The organism is Mucilaginibacter sp. (assembly GCF_039925265.1).
Taxonomy (GTDB): Bacteria; Bacteroidota; Bacteroidia; order Sphingobacteriales; family Sphingobacteriaceae; genus Mucilaginibacter.
The window spans coordinates 1-22,895 of the sequence record NZ_JBDSZG010000025.1 but is presented as its reverse complement, the minus strand read 5'-3'; the positions used below and the strand labels follow the sequence as shown (position 1 = coordinate 22,895).

Annotated in this window: 20 protein-coding genes; 10 read left to right on the top strand and 10 right to left on the bottom strand. The window is 45.9% G+C overall.

Features of this window, described 5'->3' with window-relative positions; all coding sequences use genetic code 11:
* The first annotated feature begins 480 nt into the window (after positions 1–480).
* Positions 481–1,869, top strand: coding sequence for an RNA methyltransferase (locus ABIX36_RS12020; protein ID WP_348082408.1), 1,389 nt, complete (start codon positions 481–483; stop codon positions 1,867–1,869).
* Between the two features lie 277 nt (positions 1,870–2,146).
* On the opposite strand, the gene ABIX36_RS12015 is transcribed toward ABIX36_RS12020, so the two are convergent.
* Both ABIX36_RS12015 and ABIX36_RS12010 read right to left on the bottom strand, forming a co-directional pair.
* Positions 2,147–4,042: an SPFH domain-containing protein gene (locus ABIX36_RS12015; protein WP_348082407.1), complete on the bottom strand. Its 1,896-nt coding sequence runs from the start codon at positions 4,040–4,042 to the stop codon at positions 2,147–2,149.
* Positions 4,043–4,207: 165 nt separating this feature from the next.
* Positions 4,208–5,959 (bottom strand): PAS domain S-box protein, encoded by a 1,752-nt coding sequence (locus tag ABIX36_RS12010; protein ID WP_348082406.1) that lies wholly within the window; start codon positions 5,957–5,959, stop codon positions 4,208–4,210.
* A 191-nt stretch (positions 5,960–6,150) separates the two neighbouring features.
* On the opposite strand from ABIX36_RS12010, the gene ABIX36_RS12005 reads away from it, so the two are divergent.
* Together ABIX36_RS12005 and rimM are read left to right on the top strand one after the other, a co-directional pair.
* Positions 6,151–6,681 carry a 30S ribosomal protein S16 gene (locus ABIX36_RS12005; protein WP_348082405.1) on the top strand — a complete coding sequence of 177 codons (531 nt, stop codon included), beginning with the start codon at positions 6,151–6,153 and terminating at the stop codon, positions 6,679–6,681.
* A gap of 141 nt (positions 6,682–6,822) precedes the next feature.
* The gene (gene rimM / locus ABIX36_RS12000; RefSeq protein ID WP_348082404.1) at positions 6,823–7,347 is read left to right on the top strand and encodes a ribosome maturation factor RimM; all 525 of its coding nucleotides are present in this window, start codon (positions 6,823–6,825) and stop codon (positions 7,345–7,347) included.
* On the opposite strand, the gene ABIX36_RS11995 is transcribed toward rimM, so the two are convergent.
* Positions 7,348–8,022 carry a hypothetical protein gene (locus tag ABIX36_RS11995; RefSeq protein ID WP_348082403.1) on the bottom strand — a complete coding sequence of 225 codons (675 nt, stop codon included), beginning with the start codon at positions 8,020–8,022 and terminating at the stop codon, positions 7,348–7,350.
* Positions 8,023–8,132: 110 nt separating this feature from the next.
* Here ABIX36_RS11995 and ABIX36_RS11990 point away from each other — a divergent pair, with 110 nt between their 5' ends.
* Both ABIX36_RS11990 and ABIX36_RS11985 read left to right on the top strand, forming a co-directional pair.
* Positions 8,133–9,530, top strand: a complete 1,398-nt coding sequence (locus tag ABIX36_RS11990; RefSeq protein ID WP_348082402.1) for a LutB/LldF family L-lactate oxidation iron-sulfur protein — start codon at positions 8,133–8,135, stop codon at positions 9,528–9,530.
* Positions 9,530–10,075 (top strand): dihydrofolate reductase family protein, encoded by a 546-nt coding sequence (locus ABIX36_RS11985; protein ID WP_348082401.1) that lies wholly within the window; start codon positions 9,530–9,532, stop codon positions 10,073–10,075. The genes ABIX36_RS11990 and ABIX36_RS11985 overlap by 1 nt, the downstream gene beginning before the upstream one ends.
* Before the next feature lie 87 nt (positions 10,076–10,162).
* On the opposite strand, the gene ABIX36_RS11980 is transcribed toward ABIX36_RS11985, so the two are convergent.
* Positions 10,163–11,017: a DUF4198 domain-containing protein gene (locus tag ABIX36_RS11980; protein WP_348082400.1), complete on the bottom strand. Its 855-nt coding sequence runs from the start codon at positions 11,015–11,017 to the stop codon at positions 10,163–10,165.
* Between the two features lie 59 nt (positions 11,018–11,076).
* Here ABIX36_RS11980 and ABIX36_RS11975 point away from each other — a divergent pair, with 59 nt between their 5' ends.
* Positions 11,077–13,053, top strand: a complete 1,977-nt coding sequence (locus ABIX36_RS11975; RefSeq protein ID WP_348082399.1) for a dehydrogenase E1 component subunit alpha/beta — start codon at positions 11,077–11,079, stop codon at positions 13,051–13,053.
* Positions 13,054–13,193: 140 nt separating this feature from the next.
* Here ABIX36_RS11975 and ABIX36_RS11970 read toward each other — a convergent pair whose 3' ends face one another.
* From ABIX36_RS11970 to gcvH, 6 genes are all read right to left on the bottom strand, one after another.
* A complete protein-coding gene (locus ABIX36_RS11970; RefSeq protein ID WP_348082398.1) occupies positions 13,194–13,805 on the bottom strand; it encodes a SprT-like domain-containing protein in 612 nt (203 codons plus the stop codon).
* A gap of 41 nt (positions 13,806–13,846) precedes the next feature.
* The gene (locus ABIX36_RS11965; protein WP_348082397.1) at positions 13,847–14,218 is read right to left on the bottom strand and encodes a hypothetical protein; all 372 of its coding nucleotides are present in this window, start codon (positions 14,216–14,218) and stop codon (positions 13,847–13,849) included.
* A gap of 220 nt (positions 14,219–14,438) precedes the next feature.
* Positions 14,439–16,550, bottom strand: a complete 2,112-nt coding sequence (gene feoB / locus ABIX36_RS11960; RefSeq protein WP_348082396.1) for a ferrous iron transport protein B — start codon at positions 16,548–16,550, stop codon at positions 14,439–14,441.
* Positions 16,551–16,563: 13 nt separating this feature from the next.
* Positions 16,564–16,779, bottom strand: a complete 216-nt coding sequence (locus ABIX36_RS11955) for a ferrous iron transport protein A (RefSeq protein ID WP_191191980.1) — start codon at positions 16,777–16,779, stop codon at positions 16,564–16,566.
* A gap of 199 nt (positions 16,780–16,978) precedes the next feature.
* The gene (locus ABIX36_RS11950) at positions 16,979–17,374 is read right to left on the bottom strand and encodes a VanZ family protein (protein ID WP_348082395.1); all 396 of its coding nucleotides are present in this window, start codon (positions 17,372–17,374) and stop codon (positions 16,979–16,981) included.
* Complete coding sequence (gene gcvH / locus ABIX36_RS11945) at positions 17,374–17,754, bottom strand: glycine cleavage system protein GcvH (protein ID WP_348082394.1); 381 nt, start codon at positions 17,752–17,754, stop codon at positions 17,374–17,376. Before gcvH ends, ABIX36_RS11950 begins: the two co-directional genes overlap by 1 nt.
* Before the next feature lie 144 nt (positions 17,755–17,898).
* Here gcvH and ABIX36_RS11940 point away from each other — a divergent pair, with 144 nt between their 5' ends.
* From ABIX36_RS11940 to ABIX36_RS11925, 4 genes are all read left to right on the top strand, one after another.
* Positions 17,899–18,480, top strand: a complete 582-nt coding sequence (locus ABIX36_RS11940) for a DUF4142 domain-containing protein (protein ID WP_348082393.1) — start codon at positions 17,899–17,901, stop codon at positions 18,478–18,480.
* 114 nt (positions 18,481–18,594) lie between these two features.
* Entirely contained in the window at positions 18,595–21,024 is a 2,430-nt protein-coding gene (locus ABIX36_RS11935) for a zinc-dependent metalloprotease (protein WP_348082392.1), read from the top strand.
* 47 nt (positions 21,025–21,071) lie between these two features.
* Positions 21,072–22,088 carry a Gfo/Idh/MocA family oxidoreductase gene (locus ABIX36_RS11930; RefSeq protein ID WP_348082391.1) on the top strand — a complete coding sequence of 339 codons (1,017 nt, stop codon included), beginning with the start codon at positions 21,072–21,074 and terminating at the stop codon, positions 22,086–22,088.
* Between the two features lie 33 nt (positions 22,089–22,121).
* Positions 22,122–22,595: a thioredoxin fold domain-containing protein gene (locus tag ABIX36_RS11925; protein WP_348082390.1), complete on the top strand. Its 474-nt coding sequence runs from the start codon at positions 22,122–22,124 to the stop codon at positions 22,593–22,595.
* The last annotated feature ends 300 nt before the right edge of the window (positions 22,596–22,895 follow it).

The window sequence follows — 22,895 nt, the reverse complement described above, 5'->3', positions numbered from 1 at the left end:
CCTCGTTTTGGGACTGCAAAGGTAGAAACCTTTTTGTTATTTGCAAACTTTATTTTTTTAATTCTTTAAGCTCGACTTCTTAACCTTTTCCCCGATTTTCGTTTCCGATTTGGCGGGCTGCAAAGGTGCAGATTATTTTGGTTTCTGTCAAGTGAAATATTCACTTTTCTTTAACTTTTTTCTATCTGCCTGATGTTCAAAAAACAACGCCCTTTCGTTTGAGCGGATACAAATGTAAGGAGAAACATGCTCTCATCCCAAAAGAATTTTCAAATAATTAAAACAATAACCTAACTGCCTGAAAACTACCAATAAGCCATAAGCCAAATTGCGCGCAACAACCCCCATGGCGCATGTATTCGCCCTTCACCCCTTGTTATTCCTGTTTATAAAACGCGCGAATTAACTTGCGTGCAGCCAACAATTCTGCCCAAAAACACAAAATGGGCGCGATTTTTTTTCCGTAAGTTTGAAATAGATATGGATATACCTTCTTTTCCGCCGCATTTTTTAGAGCAATTAAATGCAGAACCAGGCTTTGATAAGCAGAATTTTGTTGACGCGCATCAATCCGGGGCATCAATTACCTCAATAAGATTAAACCCTTTTAAGCCTTCGGGCATAAAAACAGATAAACAGGTGCCCTGGTGCGCCGATGGCTATTACCTGGATACCCGCCCTTCCTTTACTTTCGATCCATCGTTCCATGCAGGTGCCTATTATGTACAGGAAGCATCATCTATGTTTATTGATCATATCCTGAAAACCATCCGCCCAGAAAAGGAAGACCCTATTAAGGTATTAGACCTTTGCGCCGCTCCGGGTGGTAAAAGCACTTTGCTTAACTCGGCCTTGCAAAGTACCGACCTGCTGGTGGCGAACGAGATCATTAAAACGCGCGTACCTATATTAACAGACAACCTGAGCCGCTGGGGAACAACCAACACGATAGTTACTAATAACGACCCACGGGATTTTACTTCCCTGAAAGGTTTTTTTGATGTGGTGCTGGTAGACGCCCCCTGCTCGGGTTCGGGCATGTTCCGCAAAGACCCTGCCGCCATGAACGAATGGAGCGAGGGTAACGTGAACCTTTGCCACCAGCGACAGGAACGCATCCTGGCCGATATTTACCCCGCCCTAAACGAGGATGGATACCTTATATATAGTACATGCAGTTATTCGCACCAGGAGAACGAGGATATACTGGATTGGCTCTGCGCCGAATTTGGCATGGAGAGCATTCGTATACCTATATATAAGGAGTGGGGAATTGTTGAAACCGAATCACCATTGCAAAAAGCATGGGGTTACCGCTTTTACCCCGGCAAGGTTTTGGGCGAGGGTTTGTTTGCTGCCTGCCTGCGTAAAAAAGAAAGTACCGGCGGTGTAAGCAATTATAAAAACAACGCGCACCAAAAACTGGCAGCAGTCGAACTGGATATTGTACGTGGCTACGTAAACGAGCCCGACGATTTTTACTATTTTAAAGTTGCCGACGACTGGCTGGCCATTAACCGCGAACACAAGGAAAGCCTGAACATGCTGCACCGGCAGCTCTACATCAAAAAATCGGGCGCGCGGATCGGCAAGCTTGCCGGGCGGGATCTGATCCCCGACCATGAACTGGCCTTAAGCCTTGCTATTAATAAGGACGCGGTGTTATCCACTCCTTTAAATAAGGAGCAGGCCATACAATACCTGCGCCGCGATAATATAGATATTACTATAAACGCCAAAGGCTGGAGCCTGATGGAATACGAAGGACTTGCCCTGGGTTGGGCTAAGTTGCTGCCGAACCGGATAAACAATTATTACCCGAAGGAGATTAGGATAATGACACAGCAGGCGAGCCCCCCAGCCCCCTGAAGGGGGAGCTTTGATTTGCAGGGCGGGCTTCTTACTAAAACCCGTAATTGCGAGGCACGGGAGAGTCATGGGTTATGCATCCCGGCTATGCAAAGCGATCATGCATTAGCGCAACAGTTCGAGATGACAGGGTGTGTGACCGTTCGCCGATATTGCCTTGGTGGTGCACCTGAAATTGGCGGTTTTACTCCTTATATATAGGTATACCTTTTAAAAACAAAAAGGAGGCCCGGTTTCCCTGGCCTCCCTGGCAAATAAGCTTTTTGCTTTTGCTTAATTATTCCACATCCTTAGTGGGTGTAACATCTATTTTAGCTTCGCGTTGGAGCTTTTTAAGCATTTCGTTACCTATCAGCGCATCTATCATACCGTTACCGCCGCCGTTTTGGCCGTTTATAAGTATCTCAGGCACTAATTTAATACCGTTCATGGCCAGGGTTTCGGCTACACGCACTATGGCGTATTGTTCGGTACCCATGGCTTCTGTTTTTTGTTTGGTAACCTCGGCTTCGGCTAAACCTATCGCTTTAATTTTACCGGCATCGGCATTACCGTTTACTTCGGTAGCGGCAGCATCGGCTTTGGCGTTTATGGTTTTGGCTTCGGCATCGGCACGGGCAATAATGGTTTTATTTTCCGCATCCGCTTTAGCGTTGATCACTCTCGATTCGGCATCACCCCTGGCGGCAGCAACTTTAGAAGCGGCCATCTGGGTGTTAATCTCTACCTGGCGGGTTGATTTTACAACCTCGGGCTGCATATCTGCACCGGCCTTGGCGCTTTCAAATTCCTTACGCTCTATCTGGGCGCCTTTTTGAATTTCGTAAGTAACGCGTTCCTGCTCGGCTATTTTACGGTCGGTAAGGGTTTTCATCAGGGCTTCCGGTGGCACAATGTCACCTATTAAGGTATCCACGCCTTCTACGTTATACTCGCCCAGTACTTTGCTGATCTGCCCGCGGGCGTCTTCCTGCCTGTCAGACCGGTTGGTTAAGAACTCTATCACACCACTTTTTTGCGCCGAGTTACGGAAGTAGTTGGCAATGGTAGGTTCCAGTACCTGCGATACCAAGTTTTTCATGTTACCGAAACGGGCGATCACCTTTGGTGCATCGTTACGCGGGATGTGGATGATCTGCGATACGTCCAAATTGAACGTAAAACCATCGTGAGAACGCACGCTGATGGTACACAGATTTTTATCCAACTCATGCGATTCGGTACGGCTGTTTGCCCAGTTGAGCACAATATTGGTAGTTGGTACAATTTCTACCGAGTGGGTGTAGATGTTCACCGGGTGTTTACCCGGGTCTAAAGGTTCGTCCCAAACACCTTTATCGTATTTCTTCACAATGTTACCATGGGTAAAGCCCACACCGCTGGTGTCTTTACCTTCGGGGCCTACGAAGGAGTTCACCACGCCAACGTACCCTATATGGATGTGGATCATCTCTACCTGCTCTACCACAGCAAACCATGGGTTAAGGTAATAGGTACCGGCAAGGATAACGTCTTCCTGCAAGCCTTTACGGCCACCGGCCTGTATAAAGGCCATTGGGTCCTGGTAGTTACGGTGCCCCTCAACCGAGCCGCCGGCGATGTCGCCTTTTTCCAGCGGTTCACCATCCAGGGTGGTTACAATACCTACCTTGTTTTCCTGGATCCGGGTGATAGGAACCATGTCTATCTCGAACAGGAAGGTATTAATACGGTAACTACCTGGCGTTAAGAACGCGGCCTGCGGGCCTTTTTGCCCATTGTTTTCTAAAAAGGCCTGCGAATCCTGGAACTTATCGCAGGGCACTGGTTTACCCAGCACACGGCCGGTATCCATCGGCGCGCCATCCTTTGCCTTTACCAGCCCCAGCTTATCCTGCGGGATAACGGTAAACTGGCCCATGGTAATGGTATACTGCCATGGCCACATGCGCCAGTACAAGCCCGGGGCAAGTGGCTTGCCCTGCATACCGGCTTCGCCATTTACAGCGATAATACGGCCATCCGGCAGCCGTTTGTCCCCATAAAGGGTAAATTTTTTAACCACCAAGCCAATACGGTCATCAGGCACGATGATCATACCGAAAAAAACCTGCAGTACAAATTTGTACATCAAAAGGGCGGCACACAGGGGCAGCACCCACCAGAATTGGAGAATTGAAATAGAATCAGACATTTTGTTTTTGATTAATTTACCGGGGCCCTTAAGGTGCGGGCTCCTCACAATAACTTATAGCTTTATGAGACCTTGGCTATATAGCGTTTAATATGATTCCCGGCAATTCCCGTTGTTACAAAAAACTAAGGAATTATTTTTAGGGAAAGCCAGAACAGGTCTTCCTTAATTATTGTTGCCGTTATTCGGCAACACGGAGCCTTCTCCTGTAAAGGTATTATCTACAATCGCGCGGATAACCTCATCTATCTCGTTGCCAACTACCAGTAAAAGATTAATGGCTTCTTTATTCTCCTGGCTACCAAAATCCTCAAAGTCTATTACATTGATCAACCCGAGCATACTCGCCACCGGGCGGCGCAATTCGTGCGAGCTTAGGGATGCTATCTGGCGCAGCCGCTCGTTCTGGGCGACTATCTCTTTTTCCGATCGTAACCGTACGGTGATGTCCCTCGCAAAACAGCCTGTACCAACAATTTCCCGTGCATCATTATAAATAGGATTAAAACTCACCTCAAAATATAAAGGCTCGCCAGGGCCCGAGTGGGTGTTCTCATATATAACGGTGTACTGCTCGCCGCTAAGCGCCCGTTTGTAGTATTCGTTCCATATTGCAATAGTTTCGGCAGGGCCGTAAACAACAACATCCTCCCCGTTAACCGGCGTAAAGCCCGTTTCATGTAATACAACATCCCTGTAAGAAGTATTAAAGAAAACGTAACGGTTATTTTTATCCAGGGACCAGATCAGGTCATCCGTATTATTAATAAGGGCTTCCAGGTTGCTGCGCGCCCAGTTCAATTCTTCCTCCGCAATTTTTTGCCGTGTAATATCCTTAATAAACACGGTTAGCCCTTCGGCGGATGGGTATACGGCGATACGAAGCCAAAGCCGTGAGCTTTCAACGTATTCGGTAAACTTCAAGGTTTGCTGCGTTTCTGCAGCCAGGCGAAATTGCTGCTCAGCCTGCCCGCCATTGAGTGTTGGGAAAACATCCCAAATACTGTTGCCTGTAAGCTCCTCGCGGGATCTATGTGATAATGCCTCAAAGGCTTTGTTTGTTTTGATGAAACGCCAGTTGTTATCTAAAATTAAAAATGAATCGGTTATGCTTTCAATAAAATCATTGAGTTTCTCTACAGTACGCTTTACCTGGTTTTGGATCTCTACCTTTTGGCTGATATCCTGCCCCACTCCCTGGATCTCGGTCACATCCCCTTCTTCGTTAATAATAGAGATGAATTCCCATTCGGAAGGGTGCCGCTTGCCGGCCTTATCCAGTTTTTCGCGCATAAGCGGGATGATCTTGCCCGGGGCGGCCACGCATTCTTCAAAGGCGCGCTGGCAGCGGTCCATATCTTCGGGCGCGGTATTAATGGCGAAGTGCTGCCCAACCAATTCCACATCGGTGTAGCCAAAAACATCGCAATAGCGTTTATTAACAAATGTGAAGTACCCCTTTGTATCTAAGCGGACCAAAAAGTTGGTTTGCGAATTGATGAGCGAGAGCAAGAATTGCTCGCGTTTTAGCGCATCATCATTAACACCGGGCCTGGCACCAACAATCGGTGGAACGGATTCATTTAAAATGCTCAATAGTACCTGCTGATCGGTTATCGCATCGGTATAAATGCTCCTTTTTTCGGTGATAAACCGGCTACCCAGGTCGTTTACGGGCAAAGTGCGGTAACTTACCTGTACAGGTTCGTCTTCGCCGAGCCGGCTGAGGGCTTCTTTTACATTTTTGATATCGGCCGGATGGATAGCTGCGTGCCAGAAATCGGGTTCAGTTGGAACCGTGTTCTCCGGGTACCCCGAAAGCATACTTATCCCCGGCCCGATGGTAATATATCGTTCCAGCGACAGGTTAAATGCTATTATACACTCGCTTATTAAAGGCAAAATGCTTGGTTGCATAAGTGGCAATGAGGTTCAAAGCTAAAGTTATAATAAAATAAACAGCAAATGTTATCGGTACAACCAATTTGTGTTAAATAGCCAATTATATTCATTTAATAATAAGGCTTTTAATTTATTATAAATTTATTTACCTTTGCATCCCCGCAGAACAGACTCCGGGGACAATGTTGAATACATAACAATAAAAAATGGCAACTAAGATCAGACTGCAAAGACACGGTAAAAAAGGAAAACCTTTTTACTACATTGTAGTAGCAGACGCCCGCGCACCACGCGACGGTCGTTTCATCGAGCGTGTAGGTTCATACAACCCTAACACTAACCCGGCTACTATCGACATCAATTTCGACAAAACCCTTGAGTGGGTAAACAACGGCGCACAGCCAACAGACACTTGCCGTGCAATACTTTCTTACAAAGGGGTATTATACAAAAAACACTTACAAGGCGGTGTTAAAAAAGGTGCTTTAACTGTTGAGCAGGCAGATGCTAAATTTGCTGAGTGGCAGGACCAAAAAGACGGTAAGATCACCGGCAAAAAAACCAGCTTAACTTCTGCAAAAGACGAAGCCCGTAAATTAGCTTTAATTGCTGAAGCTAAAAAGAAAGAAGATAAAGCCGCTGCTATTGCTGCTAAAAACACGCCACCTGCCGAAGAAGTAGAAGAAACTCCTGCTGATGATGCAGCTGCTGAAACTGAAGCAGAAAGCGCTGAATAATTATTTTACAGAGGCAAGAGTAAAGAATCAAGATACAAGACAGAAAAATCTTGATTCATGATTCTTTCAATTTTGATTCTAATCAATGGCGAAGCAACCAACAGGTTCTTCGCCATTGTTATTTAATAAGGAATTTTAAAGATGAAAACAGAAGATTGTTTCCGGATAGGCACCGTGCTAAAAACCAAGGGGCTGAAAGGCGAAATGCAGTTATACATGGATTTCGACGGCGTAGAGAACATAAAGATCACCTCGATATTTTTGGATATTGCCGGCAAGCTGGTGCCTTTTTTTGTTGAATCGATAAAACACAACCAAAAGAACAGCGCCTACCTGTACCTCGAGGATATAGATACCATCGAAAAAGCAGCGATGCTGGTTCGGAAAGATATCTACCTGCCCAATAAAGCCAAACCAAAAAAGAGAAAAGAAGAATTTACCCTTAAAGACCTTAAAGGTTTTATCGCCGTTGATATTTACGAAGGCGAACTGGGCGAGATCACCGACATCCACGAATTCCCTCAGCAACTGATAGCCGCCGTTAGCTACAAAGGTAACGAAGTGCTTTTCCCGCTGAACGAGAGTATTATACAAGGTATCGATCGGGTGAAAAACATCGTAACCGTAGACCTACCCGAAGGCCTGCTGGATATTTATATGGAGTAACTACTCCCCCGCAAACACTACCGATTTAGAGGCCATCAATTTATTGATCTTCTTTATCTTCTGCCTGTTTTGCTGGTTGGGGTTGTACCTGGATATTACTTCGCCGGTTTTGGTATCTATCAGGCTTATCTCGTAATCGGTATCGCTTGCCTTTACGTAACCGAAGGCCTCCGGGTTGTATTCATTCCCCAATAAGCCATTCAACACAAAAAAGCCAGCGTTAGCCCAATTAGCCGCTTTTTCGGACATGTAGCGTTCCCTGTTCATGCGCACTTTTAGCACAAGGTCGGCGCCCACCATACGGCCAACACTATCCGGAGCCATTGTCCACGCGGTACGCAGATCCATCATTTTCGTATACAATTTGTTGTTAACGGTATCGGCACTCATCAGCTTCACTTTAAATTGCTGGTTTTTGCGCTCGTGCTCGTTTTTGTAAGCTAAAAAGGTTTGCGCTATATCTGCCTGCAAATTGAGGCTTGCGGTTTGTTCCTCTGCGTACCAATCGGCTTTTGCAGGTCGCTGGCCACTGTAAAAAACCTCAACCGGCAAAACAGCCAGCTTTTTTCCTTCGAGATTATGTGATGAGAGGTACTCTTTGTTATTATATATTTCCCGCGAACATGATGTAAAAACCGTAGCGATGATGAGCAAAAAAAGTAACCGTGTTTTCATATATCAGCAAGACGCAGATACCATGCATAATATTACAACCCCACAGAATAATTTGGTGCTATTTTTGCCCCTTTGTTGAAAACCAGTCAGGTTTGCTTAATTTCGCATTAATGGGAAACACCGCAGAGGAATTTTTAGAGGCTTCGGAGCTGAAAGTGTTTGAGATGGATCATCGGCGCATCATCAACCATAATATTGGCAAGTATGATGTTTCGGTAGCGCGGGGGCTTTCGCGGATGATCAACCTCGATAATTCTAAAAAGAAGGGGCACGCCATTAAGTGGAAGGTGATGGAGAACCTGGATAAATTTTTGCCGGAGTTTGAAGCCAACTTCCAAAAACGCGGCGGCAAGGTAATTTGGGCGAATGATTTAGAAGAGGCCCAGCGCGAAATTCTTAATATCCTCACCAAAGCAAAGGCCAAAACCGTCATCAAATCCAAATCGATGGTGACGGAAGAAATTCACCTGAATGCTTTTTTGGAGAGCAATAACATCGAATCGGTAGAGAGCGACCTGGGCGAGTACATTGTACAACTACTGGGCCAGCGCCCTTACCATATTGTTACTCCGGCCATGCACCTTTCTAAGGAAGATATAGCCAAACTCTTCCACGAACGTTTTGGCACACCGGCTGATGCCACGCCCGAACAACTCACCCAAAAAGCGCGCGAACTACTACGCGATAAATACCTGAAAGCCGATGTGGGTATCACCGGGGCTAATTTTTTGATTGCCGATACCGGGAGTATAGCCATCAGCGAGAACGAGGGGAACGCCCGGTTAACTACCACCTTCCCCAAAATACAGATCAGCATTGTTGGGATAGAAAAAATCATCCCCTCCATTGCCGACCTCGACCTGTTTTGGCCTATGCTGTCTACCCATGGCACGGGGCAAAACCTTACGGTATACAATACCATTTTAAGCGGCCCGCGCCAACCCGGCGAAACCGACGGCCCCGAAGAAATGTACGTGATATTACTGGATAATGGCCGCACCAACCTGTTAGCGCAAAAAGAACAACGCCAGGGCCTGTACTGTATCCGCTGCGGGGCGTGTTTAAACGTTTGCCCGGTTTATAAAAATATTGGCGGCCATACTTACGAAACCGCTTACACCGGCCCCATCGGTTCGGTTATTACACCGCACATGCGCGGCATGGAAGACTTTAAACATCTGAGTTACGCATCAAGTTTATGCGGGGCCTGTACCAGTGTTTGCCCTGTAAAAATTGATATCCATAAAATGCTGCTGCTTAACCGCCGCGACGCGGTGAACGAGGGCCTCGTCCCCAAAAAAGAAAAATGGGGTTGGGCCATCTGGAAAAAAGGGATGCTTAAACGCAATCTTACTGATTTCTTCGGCGGCAAAATGAAGAACAGCCTCCTTCGTTTTTTCTTTAAAAACTCATGGGGGCACTTTAAGGATATGCCCGAGGTTGCCGAAAAATCTTTCAGCAAGCAATGGACAGAGCGGAACCAAACCCCAAAACACGAAGAAGATTAATGCGTAAAGTTATACTGAACGTTGCGGTAAGCCTGGATGGACTTATTGAAGGCCCCAAGGGGGAATACGACTGGTGCTTTGACGACCAGGATTACGGCCTCACTCCTTTTTTTCATAGTATCGATGCCATATTTATCGGCCGCAAAAGCTATGATATGATCCGTGCGCAACCCAATATGTTCCCCGGTAAAAAGATGTATGTTTTCTCGGATACACTTGTACCAGGTAAAAATGAGGATGTAGAGGTTATCGGCACTGCAAACTTTAGACACACCGTTGAAGGCATTATGAACGAGGCTGGTAAAAGCATTTGGCTGTTTGGCGGTGCCAGCCTGGTTTCGGCATTTTTAGATAAACGATGGATAACCGAACTGCACTTATCCGTTCATCCCATTATTTTAGGTGCAGGCAAACCCTTGTTTGAAAATATAACAGAAAAGGTAGATCTGCAATTCATCAGCCAGCAGGTTTATAATACCGGGCTGGTACAGCTCCACTACGCCCTGAAACCTAAATTTGATATGGAAATGCTGAAGCTATTGTAAAGTACCATCAATCCACTTACCTCTCACTACTTTCCACTCATTACTCATTACTCACCACTCCCTACTCACCACTCCCTACTCTTCCAATTAATGTTTATCTCCGAAACCGAACTCCTTATACGTATTTGGCAATTCGTCGCGGTTGCTAAAAGCGAAGGAATAAGTTGCAAACCAGGTTTCAAAATCGGCATCGTTGGTTTTTGATGCTTCGATATGCACACAACGGATCATGTAGATCCCATCGCGGCTCGGGCTGAAATATATTTGCCCCGTAGCGTCGGTAGCCAGTAATTGCGGGTGCACATTGCCCGATGCTGTTTTAATATACAATAACACGTTGCTGTTTTTTAAAGGCTTACCCATAAAATAAACAACCGCAGTAATATCGTCGCCGTAGCTTTTTTTGTATGGGTTTTGTTTAAGTACGATCTCCAGGTCGTTACCTAAAATTTTGCTGAACGCATTGCCACCGCCGCCATCAACGTTAACCAGCGTTTTTAAATAGTAACGATATTTCTCAACCAGGTTTAAGCGGCTGTCGTCCTTAATTTTTTCGGCTAAATTATCATAGCCTTGTTTGGTAAGGTAGGCCACAAAATCCTCGTGCGGTAACTCGATGATATCATCCTTGGTATTCATCTCAACCATTACCATTCCGCTGCCGTTCACCGTATAATTTAATATTGGGCTGGCGCTATCTTTAGCTACCTTAAGCAAGTCGGTTAATTTGGAGCCTTCGTATATGCTGAATTTGGCTGTCTTTTTGGAGTTGAACCTGTCCTCTCCGTCCTTCGTCAGGTTTTCGCCCGTGAGGAGGTGTACGTTCAGCTGATCGCCTTTATGCAGGTAAAAGCTCTCCGGCAGTAAAAAACTATCAGGAGCAAAGGCGGTTAGGCCAATTATGGCAAACAAAAAAAATAAAATGGCGTAAAAGTGCTTCATAGCAAAAAGATGGATTGCGTAAACATACAAAGTTTTAAAAACTTCTTAGCTTTACGGTAATGATTTTCGACCGTAAACATATCGATAATGACGGTTTAATAACGTTCTACAAGAAATTATTATTGCCGAGGCTGGTTGAAGAGAAAATGCTGATCCTGTTAAGGCAGGGGAGAATCGGTAAATGGTTTTCTGGTATTGGGCAAGAAGCAATTGGTGTGGGCAGTACTTTGGCTATGGACGCCGACGAGTATATCTTACCTATGCACCGTAACCTGGGCGTATTTACCTCCCGTAATATCCCCATTTCGCGTTTAATGGCGCAATGGCAGGGCAAGCTCTCCGGCTTTACCCGCGGGCGCGATCGCTCCTTTCATTTCGGCACGCTGGATTATAAGATCATCGGGATGATATCGCACCTTGGTCCGCAAATGGCTCTTGCCGATGGCATAGCTTTGGCCGATAAGCTAAGCGCACGCAAAAAAGTAACCTTGGTATATACCGGCGAAGGCGCCACCAGCGAGGGAGATTTTCACGAAGCCATTAATATCGCCGCCGTTTGGGACCTGCCGGTAATTTTCCTGATAGAGAACAACGGCTACGGCCTTTCTACCCCGGTTAACGAACAATACCGCTGCGAGTCGTTATCCGACAGGGCTATTGGTTACGGCATAGAAGGGCGTAAGGTTGATGGCAACAACATCCTCGAAGTTTACCATACCATCAACGAACTGGCAAAAGACATGCGCGAACGTCCCCGACCGGTTCTGCTGGAATGCATGACCTTTAGGATGCGCGGGCACGAGGAGGCATCGGGCACCAAATATGTACCGCAGGAGTTATTTACCGAATGGCAGAAGAAGGATCCGCTGGAGAATTTTGAAAAATATTTACTGGATGAACAGGTGCTCCGCCCGGAGTGGGTGCCTTATTTACGAAATGAATTTACCAAGCTGATTGACGCCGAAATAGAAAAGGTTTTCAGCGAGCCGGATATTATTCCGCATATACAAACCGAGGTAGATAGCATGTACAGGTTGTACACCATGCCTAAACAACCTCCGTACGAAGTTTTATCAAACAAGCGTTACATAGATGCCATAAGCGATGGGCTAAAGCAGGCCATGCGCAAGCACAACAACCTGGTGATCATGGGGCAGGACATTGCCGAATATGGCGGTGCCTTTAAAATAACTCAGGGTTTTGTTGAAGAATTTGGGAAAGAACGCGTACGTAACACACCGATATGCGAATCGGGCATTGTGGGTACAGCCATGGGACTGGCATTAAACGGCTACAAGGCCATTGTGGAAATGCAATTTGCCGATTTTGTAACCTGCGGTTTTAACCAGATCATTAACAACCTGGCCAAAACCTATTACCGCTGGGGGCAGCCTATAGATGTAGTAATCCGTATGCCTACAGGCGGCGGTACGGGCGCCGGTCCGTTCCACTCGCAAACCAACGAAGCCTGGTTCACCAAAACACCGGGGCTTAAAGTGGTTTACCCCGCCTTCCCCGATGATGCCAAAGGTTTGCTGATGGCCGCTGTAGACGACCCAAACCCCGTAATGTTTTTTGAACATAAAGCACTATACCGCAGCATCTCCGGCAATGTGCCCGATGATGACTATTATGTAGAGATAGGAAAGGCCAACATCGTTCGCCCGGGTACCAAGGCCAGTATAATTACTTACGGCATGGGTGTACACTGGGCCATAGAATACGTCGAAAAACATCCCGAGCATTCCATCGAGATCCTCGACCTGCGGAGTTTACAACCCTGGGATAAAGACGCAGTTATAAAAACCGTGAAGAAAACATCCAAGGTGATGATACTGCATGAAGATACGCTAACCAGTGGTTTCGGCGGAGAACTGGCAGCCTACATTGGCGAACATTGCTTTAAATACCTTGATGCCCCGGTAATGCGCTGCGCCAGTTTAGATACCGCCATCCCCATGAACAAAGCCCTCGAAGACCAGTTCCTGGCCAAAGCAAGGCTGGAAGAATGTATGGATGTGTTGTTGAAATTTTAGGAAATAATTTTTTTTTACCATCACGTCATTGCGAGGTACGAAGCAATCTCCCGATATGCAATGCCGATATGCAATGCCGATATGCAAAGTTTGGAGATTGCTTCGTACCTCGCAATGATGCGTGGGAACCGATGAACTCTTTACCCCTCCAACAATTCCACCTCCGCTACCGGGCTAAACAAGTAAACCCTTCTACTGCTCACTTCTACACATTTATAGCGCTTGCGCAGCTTTTCTTCCATACGGAAGATCCGGCCATCTTTTAGTTTGAACAGGGATTTGATGGGCAGTTTTTCCACCGTATGCACCGATTCTTTCGGCGCATCGTATTTACGCAGGGAGCGGAACAGCGTCAGGTCCGAACAGCTGGATGCTGCGGGGTTATTTAAATAACTGATGATAGCCTGCTTAATATCCGGCGGGAAGACATCCTTCTCAAAAAAAGGCTGCATCATTTTCTTAAAGTTCGACTTCCATTCGCTGCCATGCGGCTTTGCTTTTTGCTTGTGCTCGTTCCAGGTATGCAGGTGCGCAAACTCATGTACGGTTGTTACCAGAAACGCGTAGGGATTTAGATCGAAATTAACGGAGATACGATGGCCTTTACCGTCGTAGGGAGCGCGGTAATCGCCAAACTTGGTGCCGCGGTTGCGCGAAATTTTAAACTCGCATTTAAAGTAGTCTATCCAGCGGCTAATCAATGGTGCCGCATCCGGCGGAAGATACTTTTCTAAAACTTTTACTTTATCCAATTTTTACCTCTGTATCAAAGATAAGGAATTGGACATAAGTTTTAAAGCGATTTGTCTACTTCAGCAACATCGTCAAACCGATAAGCCCTTGAGATAATATACTTTCCAACAAATAACTCATTCCCCAAAAAAGGCAGCTTAAGTTGTTGGAAGGCTGGTTCAATATCTTTGTAATTGAAGTACATATATCTTGGCATATTAATATGCCTGTTATCTTTCAGGTAAATTATCAAACATTTAATATCGTTTTTGTATCCATAGTATGATGAGCTATACCCTTTTATTTGGGTGGTAATATTGGTTTCTCTCCAGATTAAATAGTCTTTTAGGATAATCTCTTTTTCTGTTATAACAATGCCGAATCGCAGCGTAACAACAATTTGATTAAACTGGGCTGTAAAATAGCCAAACATGAACATGCCGATAAGAATAAACCAAAAATCATCGTAGGAAAAATCACCTTCGGTGATTATCTGGGGTATAAGAACGAACAAATAGAAGACAAAAAAAACAGAGAACAGCGAAGTAACAACCAGTAACAGGAAATAAATAGGGTAAATAAACCGGCTTTTAAAAACAATCATTAGGCTAAAGTAGGTAAACACCAATAGTATAGCAATAACGCAACCGATACTACTTCAATAAATGGTATACCAAAAACGCCGCTCCATAGGCCAGGGCGGTCATATACGCAAACTGCGCGGCGGGCCAGCGCCAGTCTTTGGTTTCGCGGTAAACAACAGCTACGGTACTGGCGCACTGCATGGCAAATGCGTAGAACATCATTAGTGAGAAGGCCACTGCCAGTGTAAATACCGGGCTGCCGTCGGGATTTTTAGCGTTACGCATTTTTTGTTGCACCGAATCTATGCGGTCGGCATCGCCATCTACGCTGTAAATGGTGGCCATGGTACCTACAAATACCTCGCGGGCGGCAAAGGATGTTATTAACGCGATGCCAATTTTCCAATCGAAACCCAGCGGCCTTATCGCAGGTTCAATAGCATGGCCTAAAACACCCGCATAAGAGTTTTCCAGTTTTTCGGTAGAGATCACCCGGGCAAGGCTATCGGGCTTCATACTTTGCGCGTATTGCGGGGCGCTATATTTTTGTTCGATGTTTTTAAACCTGTCGCCGGGGCCGTAAGACGACAACACCCAAAGGATAATGGATACCGCGATGATCACCTTCCCAGCTTCCAGCACAAAGGTTTTTGCCCGTTCGTACATCGAGAATAAAACGTTGTTCCACCTTGGCATACGATACACGGGGAGTTCCATAATAAAGTAGCCGCGTTCGCGGGATTTTAAAATAAACTTCATCACCCAAGCCACGATCACTGCCGATATTAGGCTGAGCACATACATGCCGGTAAGCGCCAATCCCTGCAGGTTAAAGATCCACCAAATGTTCCGGCTGGGTACCACCAGGGCAATGAGCAGGGTATAAACAGGCAGGCGTGCCGAACAAGCCACCAATGGCGTCACCATAATAGTGATCATCCTATCCTTCCAGTTCTCAATGGTGCGGGTACTCATGATGGACGGTACCGCGCAGGCAAAACCACCTATCAACGGCACTACCGATTTGCCATTAAGCCCCACCTTGCGCATGATCTTGTCCATCATAAACGTAACGCGGGCCATATAGCCGGTATCTTCCAGTATAGAAATGAACGCGAACAATATAGCTATCTGCGGGATGAAAACCAGCACACCACTGAGGCCGGCGACTACGCCATCAACCAGTAAGTTGGTTAAGGGCCCAGCGGGTAAAATATCTCGTAAGCCTCCTTGTATCAGCACAAAAAGCTCTTCAATAAGCGACATTGGATACGCCGACCATGCAAATATCGACTGAAACATAAATAGCAGGATGCCCATGAAAATAACAAAGCCAAAAACGCGATGAGTGAGGATCTTGTCTATCTTGTTGCTGTGGCTTTCGTCCTGCGCGGTTACTGGCGTTTTTACCGTATCGTATAAAACATCGTTAATGTAATTGTACCGGGCGATGGTTTCTGTGGCCTGCGCTTTCTGCGAATGGAAAGAATGCTCCTTTTCCAGTTCTTCTATCCGCTCGCTTTGCGCAGGCGTTAAAAACTTTAAAGTTTCGTGCTGGTGCGCCAGTTGCAGGGCAAAGTATGGGTTTTCGGTATCTATTTCGTTGCAGATGGTATCTATAAGCCCCGGCGCAATGGCTTTTACATCGATGCTGCTCTCCTGCAATGCGAATTTATTAGCGAACGAAATGGCAGCCTTTAAATTGGCAATACCTTCCAGCTTTCTTGCCGAAATGGGTATCACGGGCACGCCCAGTTTTTTTGCCAACAGATCTATATCGATAATAACCCCGCCCTTTTTGGCGAGGTCTATCATGTTCAGGGCAATAATAACCGGGATCTTCAGGTCGGCAACCTGGGTGTAAAGTAGAAGGTTTCGTTTGAGATTGGTAGCATCGAGTATAACAACTACCAGGTCGGGTGTGAGTTCGCCGTTCTTTTCGGCCAGTACAGAAAACACGATAGATTCATCGCGGCTTTTGGGGTATAAACTGTAAGTTCCGGGAAGATCTACTATTTCGGCACTGCGCCCATCTGGCAGCTGGGAGTAGCCAACTTTTTTATCAACCGTAACACCCGGAAAATTTCCTATTTTTTGGTTTAAGCCGGTTAACGCGTTAAAAAGTGTTGATTTACCGGTATTGGGATTGCCTACAAGCGCTACTCTGATATCAGCTTTCAATGGCTACAATGTACTACTGCAAAATAATGGTTGATGCTTCAAATTTGCGCAGGCTTAACTGGTAGCCGGATACATGGATGGCGATAGGATCGCCAAGGGGCGCTATGCGAGATACCCTAACTTCTTCGCCGGGCAGGCAGCCCATTTCCATCAGCTTAACAGACATTTCCAGATCGGTAAATTCCTTTACTATACCCGTTTCTCCTACTTCAAGCTGCGAAAGTGTCATCTGTGTAAATTTGAACACAAATGTAAGCTTATTTATATTAAATCCAAATAAGATGAGCGGGTATTTTGGTCAGATTGTTTACGCGCGGTAAACTTTCGCGGGCAATTTTTTCATCCCGAAATGCGGACAATTGCAATCCTTTTTAAAAAGGCCGCAGGAAGAAAGAATAACGGCGGCAACAACCGCTATAACAACACCCCTAAATACTTTCATGATTCAACGCGTTAGAAGTAACCAAAACAGCAAATATCCCCATACATGCTCCAACAGTATCGGCAAACAGGTCGGCTGTATCGCCGCTTCGCCAGGTAAAAATATACAATTGCAGCACTTCTATCAGTGCGCCATAGCTAATTAAAACAATGGTGTTTTTTATGGCTATTTCAATACGCACTTCGCGTATTTTAAATTTCCGGATGCTGCCGTAGCAGTATAATACAGCGAGCACAAAAAATAAGCCGCAGTGCGTTAACTTATCAAACCCGGGGAAAAACAGGTGCGAAGAACCAATACTCCCCATGGGCAAACTGCATATCACCAAAATAAATAAGGCCCACAAAATAGCGGGCCAGTATGGTTTAATGCGTGCTCCCATTAAGCACCAATAACGCCTTTATAATCGTCGGCAGATAGTAAGCTTTCGGCATCCGCAGGGCTGGTTAAGCTTATTTTAACCATCCAGCCATCGCCATAAGGGTCGGTGTTTACCAACTCGGGCTGGCTATCCAGTAACGGGTTTATTTCCAAAACTTTCCCGTCGAGCGGCATGAACAAGTCCGATACTGTTTTCACAGCTTCAACTGTACCAAAAACATCTTCTTTGGCAACATCCTGGCCTACGGTGTTGATATCTACATAAACAATATCACCCAATTCACCTTGTGCAAACTCGGTGATACCAATTGTAGCTATATCGCCTTCAACGCGTATCCACTCGTGGTCTTTTGTGTATTTTAATTCGGCAGGAAAATTCATGTCTGTTTAATTTATGTGTCCAAAAATAATAAAACTTTAAGGTATAACAATAATCAGTATGATTTTAAACCCGGGGAATCTGTTTCATTTAAAACCAAAAACGGGAAATTCTGTTAACTATAAAAACAAAAAATAACCTACAAAATGAAAAAGATTAGTTTAGTAGCAATGATAGCGCTTGCAGCATTATCATTCCAGGCATGTAACAACGCCGCAAAAGACAGCAAAGAAACCGCCGACAGCGTAAACGCTGTTAAAGACACAACCACCAACGGCAGCACCGGTATCGCGGTTGCAGAAATGGATGCCAAATTTGCAACTGATGCAGCAAACGCCGGCATGGCAGAAGTTGCGGCAGGCAAAATGGCTCTCGAAAAAGCAACCAACCCACAGGTAAAAGAATTTGCCGGCATGATGGTAATGGACCATACAAAAGCTAACGAAGAATTGATGGCGATAGCAAAAACAAAAAACATTACCCTGCCTACCGCACCAGATGAAGAGCATCAGAAAAAAGCTGCTGAGCTGGAGAAAAAATCGGGCAAAGAGTTTGACAAAGCTTACGTAGATGCAATGGTAGACGGGCACAAAAAAGTAGCCTCGATGCTGGAAGATGCCTCAAAAAACTGTAAGGATATGGAGTTAATGGCTTTCGCCACTAAAATCTTGCCTACCGTAAAAGCGCACCTGGCTAAAATAGAAGCCATACAAGCAAGCATGAAATAATTGTTGCTTTAGATAATTCTTAAAAAAGGAGAAGCAAATGCTTCTCCTTTTTTGTGCGTTGTTTTTGCATAAAGCAGCTTAATTGAATACTTTAGGGAGATAAAACCCTTCCGAATGAAAAAGCACCTTCCTTTCCTCTTATTGTTTCTTTTTTGCTGCTCGTTTGTAAAAGCCCAAAGCATCCAGTCCAAAACACAGGGGCTTACCAAATACAGCGGTTATTTTAATTTTTATTGGGACGAGAAAGCAGGCAAGATCTATTTGGAGATAGATAAACTGAACCAAGAATTTTTGTACGTAAACTCGCTGCCAGCGGGTGTAGGCTCCAACGACCTTGGGCTCGACCGCGGCCAGATAGGTGATAGCCGCATTGTAAAATTCATTAAAATTGGGCCGAAAGTTTTGCTGATACAGCCTAACTACAACTTCAGGGCGGTGAGTAATAATGCCGATGAGCGAAAATCGGTGGCGGAAGCCTTCGCGCAATCGGCCATTTGGGGTACTACCGCTATTGCCGATGATGGCGATAAAGTTTTGATAGACCTTACACCTTTCCTGCTGCGTGATAACCACCACCTGGCCGACAGGTTGAACAGCAACAACCAGGGAAGTTTTAGTGCCGATGAAAGCCGCAGTGCCGTTTTTCTCCCGAATACAAAAAGTTTCCCGGACAATACCGAGTTCGAGGCGATCGTCACCTTAGTAGGCAAAGCCAGCGGGGCCGAGATCAGCTCGGTTACGCCGGATGCAAATGCAGTAACCGTACGGATGCACCAATCGTTCATCAAACTGCCCGACGAGAAGTATAAGCCACGCAAGTTTGATACCCGATCTGGCTACTTCGGTATAGAGTATATGGATTTTGCTACCCCTATTGGCGACCCGATTGTAAAAAGGCTTTTAAGCAGGCATCGCTTAGAAAAGAAAGACCCATCCGCTGCCGTGAGTGAGCCCATAAAACCTATTATTTACTATGTTGACCGCGGCGCACCCGAACCGGTACGCAGTGCCCTGATAGAAGGTGCCGGCTGGTGGAACCAGGCCTTTGAAGCTGCAGGTTATAAAAATGCCTTTATTGTAAAATTACTGCCCGAGGATGCCGACCCGATGGACGTGCGTTACAATATTATCCAATGGATCCACCGCTCTACACGGGGCTGGTCTTACGGGGCATCTATTAATGATCCGCGTACCGGCGAAATTATTAAAGGGCAAGTATCGCTTGGTTCGCTGCGCGACAGGCAGGATTTTTTGCTAGCCGAAGGATTGATACAACCCTACGAAGACGGTAAGCCCGTAAGCGATAAAATGTTGCAACTGGCTTTAGCACGGCTGCGCCAACTGGCGGCACATGAGGTTGGGCATACGCTGGGCCTGCAGCACAATTTTACCGCAAGTGTGAACGACAGGGCATCGGTGATGGATTATCCACCACCTGTAGTTAGCCTGAATACCGATGGAACCATTGATGTAAGCAAAGCCTACAAAACCGAGATTGGCGGTTATGATAAACGCGCCATCCTTTACGGGTACCAGGATTTTGCGAAGGGAACTAACGAGGATGAAGCCCTAAAAGGCATCATCTCCGAAACCATTAAGCAAGGTTACCTGTACATTTCTGACGAGGATGCACGTCCTGCAGGCAGCGCGCATCCGCAGGCACACCTTTGGGATAGCGGTAACAATGGCGCCGATGAACTAAACCGGCTGATGATCTTGCGCAAACAGGTGCTGGACAATTTCTCCGCAAAGGCCATTCGTCAGGATGCGCCTATGGCTGCGCTGGAAGAAGTTTTGGTGCCCATGTACCTTATTCACCGTTACCAAACCGAGGCGGCATCAAAAATGCTGGGCGGTTTATATTATAGCTTCGCCCTCAAAAACGACGGGCAAACCATCACCAAATTTGTGCCCCCCGCAGAGCAGTGGAAAGCTTTTGATGCCCTGATGGGAACAATAACACCGGAAGCCCTGGCATTGCCGGAAAAGTTGATAGCGATGATCCCACCCCGCCCTACCGGATATCCCCGCACCCGGGAAACATTTAAATCGCGCACCGGCGTAACGTTCGACCCGATGGCCGCTGCCGAATCTGCGGCCGGCACCACCCTATCGTTTATGCTGCATCCCGAGCGGGCTGCAAGGCTGATAGAATACCAATCTCGCGACAACACGCAGCCCGGCTTACTCCCCGTGCTGAATAAATTAGTAGCCAAAACCTGGAAAGCCCCGCAGCCAATAGGGTACAAGGGCGAATTGCAACGACTGGTAAATAATTTAACGCTGAAACAAATACTACAATTAGCCGCTAATACCAATGCCGCCGAAAATGTACGCAGCATTGCACTGTTACAAATAGACGATCTTAAAAAATGGATGCAAAGTGCTTTACCAACTGCAGCAGATAGCCGCAAAGCAAATTTGCTATTCGGTTTATCACAGATCAGCCAGTTTGAGAAAACACCGGATAAATTCCAACCTGTAAAACCATTGGGGATGCCGGATGGCTCGCCCATTGGCGCGGATGAAGACATGAACTATTAATAATTAAACAAAAGCAACTATCTTGCGGCGGCTTAAACACAAATAATATGGCAGCAACAATAGTAACAGGGTTAATGGCCTATGGTATGTCGGGCAGGATCTTCCATGCACCCTTCATCCATACAAATCCCAATTTTACTTTAAAAGGAATTGTAGAGCGCAATCAAAAAAAAGCGTCTGCGATCTACCCGGATATCATTAGCTATAACAGCGTTGATGAATTGCTGAACGACGCGGAGGTAGAACTGATTATTGTAAATACCCCCAGCAACCTGCACCTGGAACATGCCATTAAGGCCTTGCGGGCAGGCAAACACGTACTGGTAGAAAAACCGGCTGCAGCAACCGCCGCACAGGTAAAAGAGTTATTTGATGTTGGCCGCGAAACAGGCAAACACATCATGATCTATCAAAACCGCCGGTACGATAGCGGCTTTTTATCCACCAAGGCTGTCATCGAAAGTGGTCGGCTGGGTACTTTGCAGGAAGTTATCTTCCGTATGGATCGCTACAAAGCGCAGCTTGGTGTAAAGGCATTTAAAGAAACAAAAGACACCCCGGCGAATGGTTTGGTGTATGACCTTGGCCCGCATCTGATAGATAATGTTATCGCGCTGTTTGGTCGCCCCTTATCTTTCCATAAAACTACCGGTATTTACCGCGAGGGTTCTGAAGTGCCGGATTACTTCCATTTCCATCTTACCTATCCTAACCAGCTGAACGTTTATTTAACAGGGGGATTACTGATGGCTGAAGAGCAACCCGGCTTTGTGGTGAACGGCACCGTGGGCAGTTTTATAAAGGCCCGCACAGATGTGCAGGAAGCCCAGTTGGATAAAGGCATGATGCCAAACGACGAAGCTTACGGGCTTGAACCAGAAGGCAGCGAAGGCAAACTGGTAACAATTGGTGTAGATAATAAAAAAACAACCGAGGCCATTGCTTCAGACAAAGGCGACTATATGCAAATATTTGATGCTGTTTATCATACCGTGCGTAATAATGCGTTATTCCCTATAACAGAAGAACATATTGCCTGGCAGTTAGAACTCCTGGAAGCTTAATAAAATTAACCCCCTGTTTCGCTTAAATATAAAATGAAGAAATTACTATTCGCCATTACCCTGCTCATAGCGGCAGGATGCTCAAAAGCCCAGCCCCCGGTAATAGCGCCCTACAAGATGCTTAAACTGGATAACACCTGGACCACCCCTGCCGACCTGAAAAAGGACAAGCCGGTGATGCTGATCTACTTTGCGCCTGATTGCAGCCACTGCCAAAAGCTTATTTATGATATGAAACCGGTGATGAAGAGCTTTAAGGATATCCAGGTAGTGATGATCACCTTCACCGATATTAAAATGGTTAAAACCTTTAACGAGGATTTCGGGCTCTCGGCCTATAAAAATTTCACCTTAGGTACCGAGGGTTATACTTACACCGTGCAAAAATATTATCAGATGAAAACCACGCCATACATTGCCATTTACGCCAAAGATGGCCACCTGGTACAGGCATTTGAAAAGGTGCCAAAGATTACGGATTTGGTGGCGGTGGTGAAGAAAACGTAAAGGAGTGGAAAGTTCAAAGTCGAAAGTTTAAGGTGGCAAAAAAGCCATCCGCTGCGCTTGCGATAAGGGTTAACATAACTTAACATAATTTCATTTTTATTTTTCTCAATTCATTGATAATCAATGGATTGAGAAAAAGTTGGGTTAACATATTTTGCATAACAATGGGGTCACAATGACCCGTCCTGAAATAGCTATACAGATTTTGAGTAAATCCTGTAAAACCTATACCTTATAGCTTATTAATCCTAAAGGAACTATACAGGTCTTTTTTTTAAAGATAATCAATAATTGACTTGT